This is a genomic window from Paenibacillus zanthoxyli JH29 (assembly GCF_000520715.1).
Classification (GTDB): Bacteria; Bacillota; Bacilli; order Paenibacillales; family Paenibacillaceae; genus Paenibacillus_AQ; species Paenibacillus_AQ zanthoxyli.
In genome coordinates, this window is sequence record NZ_ASSD01000098.1 from 1 (window position 1) to 12,557 (window position 12,557).

Here is a 12,557-nt window from a genome sequence, read left to right on the forward strand (position 1 = left end):
AACCGGGAAATTCTGCAGAATTTCCGGCCGGAGCTGCTGTTCAAGAGCGCATCGGCTGCGGACATGGCTGAAGGGATCTCCCACATGCTCGGCAACCGAAGGCTGCTTCCCAGCCGGGAAGAATGCAGGGAGCATGTGCTGGAAAAATATACCTGGGAGCATGTCGCGGATCAGGTGGAAGCCGTATTCAGAGAAGTTATGGGGAAGGGGGAGACAATCAATGCTCAGAGTGGCGTATATCGATCACACGGCTAGATGGAGCGGCGGCGAAGTGGCGCTGTTCAACATTCTTACCCATATCGGGGATCAGGTTGATCCGCTCGTTATCTTGGCGGAGGAAGGAGCGCTGGCCGACCGCCTGCGCGAGAAAGGAATTGACGTCCGGATCATTCCGCTCGACGAGAGCATCCGCAGCCGCGGGCGCAACACCGTCAATCTGGGCGCGCCGGCCGCTGCCATGAAGCTGCTGGCCTACGGCCGTAAGCTCGCTCCGCTGCTGAAGAAGGAACGGGTAGCCTGCGTGCATACCAACTCCCTTAAGTCTGCGCTGTACGGAACGGTTGCCGCCAAGATGGCCGGCGTACCGCTGATTTGGCATATTCGCGACCATATTGGCGCGCCTTATCTAAAGCCGGTTGTCGCGAAAGGCATCCGGCTACTCTCGCGTGTGCTTCCCAATGGCGTTATCGCCAACTCGAAGTCCACGCTGAGCGCGCTGGAGCTGCCGCGTTCCAAGAAGACGCTGGTCGTCTATTCCGCTTTCGCCAAGGCGATTGGCGGCGGGACCGGACGGAGGGAGCAGAAAGATTTCAACGTTCTGCTGGTAGGGCGTCTGGCGGAGTGGAAGGGACAGCATATTTTGCTGGAAGCGGCGAAGAGGCTTCAGGATAACGGACGAATCAAATTTTGGCTGGCGGGCGACGCCCTCTTCGGCGAAGACGAGTACAAGAAGAAGCTGCTGGCCACAATTGAGCGGGAGCGGCTGACGAATGTAACCCTTCTTGGCCATGTGGAGGATATTCAAGGACTGATGCAGCAGGCGGATCTGCTCGTGCATACCTCGATTACGCCGGAGCCGTTCGGCCAGGTGATCGTCGAGGGGATGGCGGCCGGTCTGCCGGTGATTGCTTCCAACGAGGGCGGGCCGGTGGAGATCGTTGTCCCTGGCGAGACCGGGCTGCTCATTCAGCCGGGCGACCCGGCGGTTCTTACGGAAGCCATTAACTGGATGGTGGATCATCCCCAGGAGAGGGAGAGAATGGCAGAAGCCGGAATCAAGCGGGTAAAGGAACATTTTGTAATCGAAAATACGGTTAAAGAGATCGTCGATTACTACAGAGGCTTGCTGGCGGGCACCTGAAGGGGCTGGCGCGGATAACAGCTGTGAAGCAAGCAGCCGTAATACAGCCGCTTTTGACAAAAATTGCCCCATAAAATGTTGAGGATGATTCACATGAAAATTGCGATAGCGCATGATTACTTAATCCAAATGGGCGGGGCGGAGAGAGTGGTGGAGGTCTTTCACCATATGTATCCGGAAGCTCCGATCTTCACGACGGTTTTTAACGGAAGCCGCCTGACCGAGAACCTCAAGGACGCGGATATCCGGGCCTCCTGGCTGCAAAAAATTCCGGGAGTGAAGGACAACTTTAAAGGGGTGCTGCCGCTTTATCCCATGGCTATTCGCGATCTGGACTTCCGCGGGTTCGATATCGTTCTGAGTTCCAGCAGCGCGTTCATGAAGAGCATTCAGGTGCCCAAGCGCACATTTCATCTCTGCTACTGCCACACCCCGATGAGATTTGCCTGGGACTATGACACCTATATGGAACGGCAGTCGAATTCCGGTCTATTCAAAAGAGTGCTGAAGCTCTACATCCAGCAGCTCAAAATGTGGGACCAGCGGACTTCCAAAAATGTGAATCAGTTTGTGGCCAACTCATCCGTCGTCAAGAGCCGGATACGGAATTACTACCACCGGGATGCCGATGTTATCTTCCCGCCCATCAATACATCCCGGTTCACAAGCTCAAGCTCCATCGGCGATTATTATCTGATCGTCTCAAGGCTCGTGTCCTACAAGCGGATCGATCTGGCGGTGGAAGCCTTCAACCGTAACGGGCTGAAGCTGCTCATCGTCGGCGACGGCCCTGACCGGAAACGGCTGGAAGGAATGTCCAGGAGCAATGTGAAATTCCTCGGCCGCCTTGAAGACGCTGAGGTCAACGGGCTGATGTCGCAGTGCAGGGCGTATATTTTTCCCGGGGAAGAGGATTTCGGCATCACCCCGCTGGAGGCGAACGCCGCAGGAAGACCAGTTATCGCTTATCAGGCGGGCGGGGCGCTGGACACGATTGTCCCTTATGTTAACGGCGTATTTTTCAAGCGGCAGGAGGTCGAGGATCTGCTCCAGGCCATTGCCGAAGTGGAATCGTATGCATGGGACGTCGGAAAAATTATGAAGCACGCGCAGAAATTCGATGAACAGACTTTTATGGTGCAGTTCAAGCAGTATGTCGAACAGGCGTATGTCAACTTTTTAAAAGGAGGATGATGATATGAATCTGGCGGTAATCGGCACCGGCTATGTCGGCCTCGTATCCGGCGTATGCTTCACACTTGGGGGTAACCATGTCATTTGCGTCGACAAGGATGAGGACAAGATAGCCAAACTGAGACAGATGAAGTCGCCAATCTACGAACCGGGAATTGAGACACTGATTGAAATGAACCTGAAACAGGGAAGATTGCAATTCTCCTCCGATATTCAGGAGTCGGTGCGCCGCTCGGATATCGTCATTCTCGCCGTAGGAACACCTTCTCTTCCGAACGGCGAAGCGAATTTGCAGTACATTGAAAGCGCGGCGGCAGATGTCGGAAGGGCGATGGAGGGCTATAAGATCATTATGACGAAATCTACCGTTCCCGTAGGAACGAACGAGAAAATCCGTCAGATTATCGCTGCCAACACCGGTTATCCGTTCGATATCGTGTCAGCGCCGGAATTCTTAAGGGAAGGCTCGGCCATCCAGGATACGCTGCATCCCGACCGGATCATTATCGGTCTGGACAATCCGGCCTTGGAGCCTGTCATGCGGGAGCTTCATCAAGGATTCACCGACAATATTGTCGTCACCGATATCCGCAGCGCGGAGATGATCAAATACGCATCGAATGCTTTTCTGGCGACGAAGATCTCGTTCATCAATGAGATTGCCAACATTTGCGAAAAGGTCGGCGCGGATGTGACCGAGGTGGCCGAGGGAATGGGTCTGGACAAGCGGATCGGCTCGTCCTTCCTTCAAGCCGGCATCGGTTACGGCGGCTCCTGCTTCCCCAAAGATACGAAAGCGCTGATTCAGATCGCTGGTAATGTCGATTACGAGTTCAAACTGCTCAAATCGGTGGTGGAAGTCAATCAGGGCCAGCGGTATATGATCATCGCCAAGCTGCATGAATCGCTTGGAAGCCTGCATGGCACGAGTATCGGCATATGGGGGCTTGCCTTCAAGCCGAATACGGACGACGTGCGCGAATCGCCGGCAAGGGAAATCATTGAGGCGCTAGTGACAGAAGGCGCGCACGTGAAGGTGTACGACCCAATCGCCGCGGATAATTTCCGCCAGCAGTACAACCATCCGAACATTCAATGGTGCGCTGTGGCGGAGGAAGCGGCGTCCGGCAGTGACGCGCTCTGCCTGCTGACGGACTGGGGCGTATTCAAGGATATCAATCTGCATCTGGTATCCGCGAGCATGCGCAAGCCGATCCTGATCGACGGCCGTAATGTATACTCCAAGGAGCAGATCGAAGGTACCGGGCTGGAATACTATTCGGTAGGACGTCCTCGAATGGGCGGGCTCAGCGGCTATTCTCCGAGTGTGGCGGGGGCGGTATAACCGCCTTTCTGCACGAAAGCAAAGCAACGCTTGTTACGCTTCGGTTGTTCACGGCCATATCATGACCATTTAGGGAGGGTACATTTATGAAATTGGTGCTTTTATCTGGCGGTTCGGGAAAACGGCTGTGGCCTCTGTCCAATGATTCACGTTCGAAACAGTTCCTGAAGGTGCTGGAAAGCCCGCTCGGCGAACCTGAATCGATGGTCCAGCGGGTATGGCGGCAGCTGGGAGAAGCGGGACTCGCGGAATCGTCGTATCTGGCGACAGGACGCGGACAGGTGGAAATGATTCAGAGTCAGCTGGGTACGGACGTGAAGATTATTATCGAGCCCGAACGCCGGGACACTTTTCCGGCGATTGCGCTCACGGCCGTCTATCTGTATTCGGTAGAGGGCGTTCGGCCGGATGAGACGGTGGCGATTCTGCCGGTCGATCCTTATGTAGAGGGCTCCTTCTTCGGATCGGTTTCGCAGCTGGAGCAGGCGCTAGACGACAGCAGCGCAAATCTGGCACTGATCGGCGTCGTGCCGGAGCTGCCTTCGGAGAAATATGGCTACATTATCCCTTCTAGCGCTGAAGCCCGGGAGAATGGAGTCATGCCGGTGAACGGTTTCCTTGAGAAGCCGGACCGCCTCCGCGCCGAAGAGCTGATTGGACAGGGCGCTTTGTGGAACTGCGGGGTATTCGCCTTCCGGCTCGGATACTTGCTTGATATTTTGCAGCAAAAAGGGCTGCCCTTGACCTACGAGGAGCTGCAGAAACAGTACAAGCTGCTCTCTTCGATCAGCTTCGATTATGAGGTGGTGGAACGCGAGAAAAAAATCGTTGTTCAGCCGTACGACGGATTCTGGAAGGACCTGGGCACCTGGAATACGCTGACCGAAGAGATGGCGAGCAACCAAATGGGCAAGGGCGTTCTGACCGAGGATTCCTCGACAAGCTGCCTTGTCAACGAGCTTGATATTCCGATCACGGTAATCGGTGCTCAGGATCTGATTATCGCCGCTAGTCCGGACGGCATTCTCGTCACTCACAAATCGGAAAGCCCACGTATCAAGGAAGTACTGAAGGGCACCGAGCAAAGACCGATGTACGAGGAACGCCGATGGGGCCACTACAAGGTGATCGATTACGTCAAATACCAGGAAAGCAACGAAGTGCTAACCAAGCGGATTTTTATCGCAGAGGGAAAAAATATCAGCTACCAGTACCATCTCAAGCGCAGTGAAATCTGGACGTTCATCAGCGGGGAAGCCAGCATCATCCTGAATGAAAAATTGCATAAGGTAAAAGCGGGAGATGTTGTGCGCATACCGGAAGGAACGAAGCACAGCATTCTGGCTCTGACCGATGTGGAGTTCATCGAGGTTCAGACCGGATCGGAGCTGGTGGAAGAGGATAATATCCGCATTACGCTGGATTGGAAGGACATTGAACTGCAGCAGTTTATTTCTTGAAAAAAAGTTTGAAATGGATAGGCAAAGCTATTAATTAACCATTCTCGCGAGCTACTAAAAAGGCCTTTTAGACTATTTATTAAGGATTTATGCATAATAGACTTCATGAATAATTAAATAGCGTCGATATGTACGGTAGAAGGTTAAAGCCTTCCACTACGACAAAGGCAAACCTATCGCGAGGTAGGGACGCAAAGCCATAGGGCCTCTTATTTCAAGAGGAAGCCTGGTTACCGAAAGGGAGATGGAAATTGAAAGATCACCGTATGTATCGATTATTCTTTTTTATGCTATCCCTGTGTCTGCTCCTGACATTTGTTCTGCCCGCGGGTACAGGAAGCCCGGCGATTGCTTCGGCTGCGGAGGCTCCGGGGAGCCCGGTCAACCCTGATGCTTCTCCCAAAGCGGTCAAGCTGCTGAGCTATCTGTACTCGATTTCCGGAACCCGCATTATTACCGGCCAGCATGATTATCTGGAAAGTCCGGACGAATTCAACAACAAGCTTCAAGCAACGAGCAGCAGGTATGCAGCCCTCCATGGATATGAGCTTGGGGCGATTAACGGGCAAACGGACGGCGACGTGACATGGCTGCGGCAAAATGTCGTCAGCAGCGCCATCAAGTGGTATAAGGCCGGCGGCATCGTTGCCATGACGTATCATGCGAATCTGCCCGGTACGGCTTATAACTGGGCGAACGTGCAAAAATCGCTGTCCCAGGCCGATTTTGACAAGTATGTCACGCCTGGAACTGCGCAGTACAAGAGCCTGATCACAGAGCTCGACAAAGTGGCGGTATCGCTGAAAACCATGCGCGATGCCGGGGTGCCTGTCCTGTGGCGCCCGTACCATGAAATGAACGGCGATTGGTTCTGGTGGGGCAAGAAGAAGAATTTTGCCGCTCTGTGGAATATTATGTATGACCGTTTTGTTAATGTTCATAAACTTAATAATCTGCTGTGGGTATGGAGCCCTAACGCGCCGAACAGCTGGGCAGATCCTTACGTCAAGACCTATCCCGGTGCGGATAAGGTAGACATTCTGGCGGCGGACATTTATAACAAGGATTTCAATCAGTACTATTATGACAGCTTGTTGACTCTGGCAGCGGGCAAGCCGATTGCCATTGGCGAGAGCGGCGAAATGCCTGATCCGGCGATGCTGCCCAAATCACAGAGCAAATGGGTCTTTATGATGACCTGGGGCAAAATGCTGTACGAAAATAACAGCACTACAACAATTAAGAGCTTTCTGAACAACGGGTATACGTTAACACGCGATGAGATCATCACGGGAATGACGTCGTTTACGGCGTTGGCATCGTTGCCAAGTCCAACGCCGACACCAACGCCGACGCCGAGTCCAACGCCAACGCCGAGTCCGTCGCCGACGCCGAGCCCGACACCAACACCGACGCCGAGCCCGACACCAACACCGACGCCGAGTCCGTCACCAACGCCGAGTCCGACGCCAACGCTAGAGCTGACAACGGCTCCAGCGCCAACTCCGATTTATCAGCCGATAGGAGAAGGTTCAGGGACGCCGGAGCCTTCGCAGCCCCGCAACGGGCTAATCGGCGAATATTTCTCTAATATGCAGCTTTCCGGAACGCCTGCGCTGGTAAGGGAAGAATCGGCCATCGATTTTAACTGGGGAGCCGGAACGCCGGATAGCTCTGTCGGCCCAGATTATTTTTCCGTCCGTTGGAGCGGCAAAATCAAGCCTCGCTACACCGAGAACTATTCCTTCTATACAAGTTCGGATGATGGCATTCGGTTATGGGTCAACGGGGTAGCGGTCATTACTAGCTGGTCCGCTCAGTACGGAGTAGAGCGGAAGGGAAGAGTCGATCTGGAAGCCGGGAAACTGTACGACATTAAAGTAGAATATTACGACAATACGGGGAGCGCCAAAGCTCGTCTGATGTGGGAAAGCCCAAGCCAAATTAAGGAAACCGTTCCCGCAAGCGCGTTTTATCTTTCCGGATCGCTTTGATATATATTTTTTGCGAATATTCTGGTGTGGGCCGCCGATATTTTGAAAGTATAACCTAATTCAGTTCATTAGAGCCTTGACAGCCCTGCTTGCTTTTGAGCAGGGCTTCTAAGCTATCAAGCTCCTTTTTGGATAATGGCGGTCATTTCCGGCATCCGGAAGACGAACATTCGGGGGCGACAATCCAGCTTAAGAAAGGAAAATGACATTGAATATATTTCGTAAACATCGGCTGTACGTTGTGACTATGCCCTTGATTTTGCTTGCCGCTATACTGCCCTGGGTAAACACCGATAACATCTCCCCGGCAGTCTCAAAAACCGTCTCGCCGGTTAATCCATCCGCGTCAGCCGAATCGCGGAATTTGCTTGAATATCTGGTGAACTTAAGCGGAAACGGCCTGATCTCCGGCCAGCATGATTATCTGGAAAGCCCCGATGAGTTCACTGGCAAGCTGAAGAAGGCTGCCGGAAGCGATGCCGTGCTTCACGGATACGAGCTCGGAGCGATTAACGGCCAGCCGCCCGGCATGATTGACCGCCAGCGCGAGGCGGTAGTGAAGAGCGCCATCAATTGGTATAAGAGCGGCGGTATTGTAGCCATGACATTTCATGAGAACCTTCCCGGCACATCTCCAATCTGGTCCAATGTATCCAGGAGTTTAAGCCAGAGCGATTTTGATGCCTATGTGACACCCGGCACAGCCCAGTATGACATGCTGATTGCCGACCTGGACAGGACAGCCGTATATTTGAAGCAGCTGCAGGCCGCCGGAGTTCCCGTATTGTGGCGCCCGTATCATGAAATGAACGGCGATTGGTTCTGGTGGGGCAAAAAAAATAATTTTTCTGCTCTCTGGAATATCATGTACGACCGATATGTGAGTAAACATAAATTAAACAATCTGCTCTGGGTATGGAATCCAAATGCCCCTAACGGATGGGCCGACGCGTATGCGCCTTATTATCCGGGGGCGGATAAAGTCGATATTTTGGCGGCAGATATTTATAATAACGACTTTCAGCAGACTTATTATGACAGTCTGTTGACGCTTGCGGACGGGAAGCCGATCGCCATAGGGGAAAGCGGGGAGCTGCCCGATCCCCAGGTGCTTGCCAAGAGCCAGAGCAAGTGGGTCTACATGATGACTTGGGGTAAAATGCTGACCGAGAACAACAGCCAGCAGAAAATAAGCAGCTTCATGAGCGCGGACTATACGTTGTCCAAAGACGATTTTATCCGCATGACGAATTGGCAGCCTGAAACCGCCGGAAATGGGCTGAAGGGAGATTATTTTAGCAATAAAGACCTGAAAGGCAAACCGCTCTTAAGCAGAACCGACGCAAATCTCAACTTTATCTGGCACGATGCCCCGCCGGATGAAGGCATGGAGAGAAATTTCTATTCCATACGCTGGCAAGGCCGTATCCAGCCTCCCGTCACGGGTAACTATACCATTAAGGCGTTGTCCGACGACGGAGTGCGGGTATGGATCGGCGGGAAGCTCATTATCGACAACTGGGTACCGCAGAACGATGTTGCCCGGGAAGGAAGCATTTGGATGAAGGGGAATACCCGTTACGATATCAAGGTGGAGTACTTTGAGAACAAAGGGAAGGCCGATATCAAGCTGTTCTGGAAAGGGCCGGATCGGCAGGAAGAGGTCATTCCCCCCAATGTGCTGTTTCTTCCCAAATGAGATCATTTTGACCTAAAACACGGCATCTAGAGAAAGCGAGGACAGGGAATGAGAGGACCAGGAAAAGCCCGGCCTTTATCTATACTTCTTAAGCTTACAGGACTTGCCATCTTATTCTTGCTGTCTGTATCGTTTTTGGGTAGTGAGGAGACGGAGAGGCAGGACAACGGGATGAGCAAGTTCTCCTCCGCGTATGAGACGGCAGCTGCATCCCCCGCGGGTGCCATCATCTGGCAGCTTGGCAGCCGCGATGCATCGGCCGGCGAGTTCGCGCCGAGTGACTCTTCAAGCGCCAGAAGTACGGTCAGCCTAAATTCATCGAAGCCGGGCGCGTCCGTGCTTAAAAATGTGCCCTCCGGTCTTGACGGCAGAAGCATGCCAGAACTGCGGTTATCCTACCGTTTGAAAAAAATCCCGGCGAACGGGGTTCTGTTCCAGGTAAGCATTCTGAACGCCTATAAGTCGGTTCCGCAGATGGCGGTATTCTCGAACAGTGAGCTGTCGGGGATTATTCAGATCGCGGGCGTTGCGGGAACGGGCAGCGAATACAAATTCCGCAAAACATATGAACTCTATATCCCGAAGGAACAGCTGCAAGTCGGTGACAACGAGCTTAAGCTGAAGGCGGTCCATTCCTTCTATGCGTCGAGCGCGGAGGAGCAGTATTTATGGTGGACTTGGGATGATCTGAAATTGCTGTCTTTGGATTCGCCGATTCCCGAGCCAATTCACGGCAGTTATGTGCTTACGGGTACAATGGTCGCCAACAAGCAGTTTTATTTTGATACAGGCGCGACCACTCATCTGCCGTACATTATGAAGTGGCTGGGCGTGGCCTACAGCGGCAATATTATGCGTACGGGCGGCGCCAGCGATGTGAGCTTTTCCCGTTCCGATTTGGAGAATTACTATAAAGTGCTTAAGGATTACAATATGCAGGCGGTTGCGCTGTATTTGTACACCGGGGACATCAAGCTAAATACGAACGGCTCGCTGCCTAATAGCGCGAAGAAGAAGCTGACCGAATATTTTCAGAAATATGGCTCTTACATTCAGTATTACGAGGTGGACAATGAGCCAGGGTTGTTCAATCGCTCCAAAGCCGTCAATCTGGCGATAGCCGAATGGCTGAATAAGGAGGGGAAAAAAATTGCGCCCCATCTGCAGACGGTCGCTCCTGGCTGGACGTACTGGCCGAAGTACAAGGAGGACTCCTGTGAAAAAAGCCAACGGGGCGGCGTCAAGCAGTGCGGAGATCCCGACGGCTGGGAACGCGATCCCTTGCAGCGGATGGAGCTGGAGCAGGACACCGATCTCACCAATGGGCATTCTTACGGCGAATCTTACGTTGCTAAGAACGGCGGCAGTTTCACCGAGAACCTGAAGACGTTCAAAGGTTCGAACAACGGTCTCCCCAAAAAAATGCTGGTTACAGAGTTCGGCACCTCCGACACCCATGTGGACGATTATCGTTACGGGGCGAAGGAGCGGACGTCAGCCGTAATTGACCGGATTATGAGAGCCCATATCGGCTATGCGGATATGTTCGTGCAGCACGCCGCTTTTTTCTACAACTATAGTCTATTCCAATTCAAGAACGTCAATCTGAAAAATCACAACCCGGCCAAGACGGAAATTTATTATACAAAAGAGAACGAGGATTCACGCGTCAGCATCATGCGCAGATTGAGCCTGGCTTACGCCACCCATGGCGCTCCGCTTACCTACCGTCTGCTCAACAAAAGCGCTCTTGCCGACAAGCTGGTGTATGTCCGGGCTGTGGATACATCCAAGCTGGCCCCGCTGCCGGGAACGAATGCTGCCTCGAACAAGGTGCTGGTTAACCTCGTCAACTTCGAGGATACGCAGCAGACCGTCAGCGTCAGGGTTACTCTGCCCAAGAAAACGGCGTACGAGGGAGAACGCTTTGGAAACGGCGATACGTATGAAGAGGCGCGCCGCTACGTGACCGGACTGAATGCGGGACCTGAGCTGACCTTCACGGAGACGCTGGCGCCGGGAGAAGCGGTTCAGTATATTTTGCAGCCATCCTCTGAGGTAGCGGACGAAGCCCCGCGAGGCCTGACGGCCACCGCAGCCAGAGGGACTTCCGTACAGCTCAACTGGCTGGAAGCGCCCGGAACCGGCTATGATGTGTTTCGTTCGGCGGGGACGGGGGGCGAAATGAAAACCATAGCAAAAGGTGTTGCCGGCACATCATACATCGACCGGGGGCTAAGAGAAGGAGAGGTGTACACCTACGCGGTAAGGGCAACGGGCTCGGGCCTGCTATCGGACAAGGCGCAAATTACGGCTACCGGTCTTGTTCCGCTGGACAGGACCGGGTGGAAGGCGACGGACAATATTAACCAGAGCCCAAAGAAGTTGTCCTACACGATCGACGGAGATCCGAGCACGCGTTGGGATACCGGAGTGAACATGACTCCCGGCGAAGCCATTCAGATCGATATGGGAACTTCGCATAGGATCGAAGCGGTTCAAATGGATACTTCGCGTTCTCCTTACGATTATCCAAGAGGTTATGCCATCTACGTGTCGGAGAATGCGGTCAACTGGGAGCCCGTTGCTTCGGGGAGAGGCAGAAAGGACGTCGACATGTACCCTTTTCCGCAAAGAAAAGCGAGATATGTGAGAATCGTCCAAACCGGCGCCGGCGGGAACTTCTGGTCCATCCATGAATTGCAAATATTCTCAAGAGAGTAATCCAAGACGTTAACGCCTAATGAGAACCCTATGAAGAGGGTTCTTTCGTATTTTATATGAATGATTGTGACAGAAATAATAGCTGCTGTTCCGATAAGTATGATAAGATATGCACCAATTATATACAGGTGAAAGCATTGCAAAATCGCAAGAGATATGATAATCTATATATAGATTTAGAATAAGTCTAAATATTTAATATTTAAAACCGGGAGGAATGAATCATGAGTACTGATCTGAAAACTCAAACCGAACTGCATGCCACATTGAATCGTCAAACTGCTAACTGGACACTGCTGGGAATTAAGCTTCATCATTACCACTGGTTTGTTACCGGAACGGATTTCTTCACGCTTCACAGCCAATTCGAAGAGTATTATGACGAAGCTGCTGAATATGTGGATACTGTGGCGGAGCGTCTGCTGGCGATCGGCGGCAAACCGGCTTCCACGATGAAAGAATATTTGGCTCTGTCCAGCCTGGAGGAAGCGAAAGGCGGCGAGAGCGCCAAGGAAATGGTGGCGGCTCTGGTGAAGGATTACACGACTATCGCGCAAGAACTGAGCGCCGGCATTACACTGGCTGAAGCGTTCGGCGATCAACCGACAGGAGATCTGTTCATCGGTATCAGAGCGAGTGTCGAGAAGCATATTTGGATGCTGAACGCTTACCTCGCATAAGAAACGGCAACGGCTGCGCGCCGGGCGGTTGTCCACATACGACCGCGATTTAGGAGCGCGCAAACGGCCGGTTCCAGTCAGATTCTGACTGGAACCGGCCG

At 52.9% G+C, this 12,557-nt stretch carries 9 protein-coding genes and 1 riboswitch; all 9 genes read left to right on the plus strand.

Annotated features, from left to right (window positions below; translation table 11 throughout):
• Positions 1 to 255: glycosyltransferase (locus L691_RS32475; protein WP_036735161.1), on the plus strand; the 255-nt coding region annotated here is incomplete at its 5' end.
• On the plus strand, positions 221 to 1,360 hold the full coding sequence (locus tag L691_RS0103835) for a glycosyltransferase family 4 protein (RefSeq protein WP_025688879.1): 1,140 nt from the start codon (positions 221 to 223) through the stop codon (positions 1,358 to 1,360). The genes L691_RS32475 and L691_RS0103835, both read left to right, overlap by 35 nt.
• Before the next feature lie 93 nt (positions 1,361 to 1,453).
• Positions 1,454 to 2,554 (plus strand): glycosyltransferase, encoded by a 1,101-nt coding sequence (locus L691_RS0103840; RefSeq protein WP_025688880.1) that lies wholly within the window; start codon positions 1,454 to 1,456, stop codon positions 2,552 to 2,554.
• 4 nt (positions 2,555 to 2,558) lie between these two features.
• Positions 2,559 to 3,899 (plus strand): UDP-glucose dehydrogenase family protein, encoded by a 1,341-nt coding sequence (locus L691_RS0103845; RefSeq protein ID WP_025688881.1) that lies wholly within the window; start codon positions 2,559 to 2,561, stop codon positions 3,897 to 3,899.
• A gap of 86 nt (positions 3,900 to 3,985) precedes the next feature.
• Positions 3,986 to 5,359, plus strand: a complete 1,374-nt coding sequence (locus L691_RS0103850) for a sugar phosphate nucleotidyltransferase (RefSeq protein WP_025688882.1) — start codon at positions 3,986 to 3,988, stop codon at positions 5,357 to 5,359.
• A gap of 156 nt (positions 5,360 to 5,515) precedes the next feature.
• A riboswitch (cyclic di-GMP riboswitch) is annotated at positions 5,516 to 5,597 on the plus strand.
• Positions 5,598 to 5,610: 13 nt separating this feature from the next.
• Positions 5,611 to 7,353: a glycosyl hydrolase gene (locus tag L691_RS0103855; RefSeq protein WP_232229087.1), complete on the plus strand. Its 1,743-nt coding sequence runs from the start codon at positions 5,611 to 5,613 to the stop codon at positions 7,351 to 7,353.
• Positions 7,354 to 7,555: 202 nt separating this feature from the next.
• Positions 7,556 to 9,052, plus strand: a complete 1,497-nt coding sequence (locus L691_RS0103860; protein WP_025688884.1) for a glycosyl hydrolase — start codon at positions 7,556 to 7,558, stop codon at positions 9,050 to 9,052.
• Positions 9,053 to 9,100: 48 nt separating this feature from the next.
• Positions 9,101 to 11,776 carry a discoidin domain-containing protein gene (locus L691_RS27760; RefSeq protein ID WP_084653802.1) on the plus strand — a complete coding sequence of 892 codons (2,676 nt, stop codon included), beginning with the start codon at positions 9,101 to 9,103 and terminating at the stop codon, positions 11,774 to 11,776.
• A 224-nt stretch (positions 11,777 to 12,000) separates the two neighbouring features.
• A complete protein-coding gene (locus tag L691_RS0103870) occupies positions 12,001 to 12,456 on the plus strand; it encodes a Dps family protein (protein WP_025688887.1) in 456 nt (151 codons plus the stop codon).
• The last annotated feature ends 101 nt before the right edge of the window (positions 12,457 to 12,557 follow it).

What these genes read in the sequence shown, in the direction of transcription:
- L691_RS0103835 (WP_025688879.1), top strand. Translation starts at nt 221, where the DNA reads ATGCTCAGAGTGGCGTATATCGATCACACGGCTAGATGGAGCGGCGGC.
- L691_RS0103840 (WP_025688880.1), top strand. Translation starts at nt 1,454, where the DNA reads ATGAAAATTGCGATAGCGCATGATTACTTAATCCAAATGGGCGGGGCG.
- L691_RS0103845 (WP_025688881.1), top strand. Translation starts at nt 2,559, where the DNA reads ATGAATCTGGCGGTAATCGGCACCGGCTATGTCGGCCTCGTATCCGGC.
- L691_RS0103850 (WP_025688882.1), top strand. Translation starts at nt 3,986, where the DNA reads ATGAAATTGGTGCTTTTATCTGGCGGTTCGGGAAAACGGCTGTGGCCT.
- L691_RS0103860 (WP_025688884.1), top strand. Translation starts at nt 7,556, where the DNA reads ATGACATTGAATATATTTCGTAAACATCGGCTGTACGTTGTGACTATG.
- L691_RS27760 (WP_084653802.1), top strand. Translation starts at nt 9,101, where the DNA reads ATGAGAGGACCAGGAAAAGCCCGGCCTTTATCTATACTTCTTAAGCTT.
- L691_RS0103870 (WP_025688887.1), top strand. Translation starts at nt 12,001, where the DNA reads ATGAGTACTGATCTGAAAACTCAAACCGAACTGCATGCCACATTGAAT.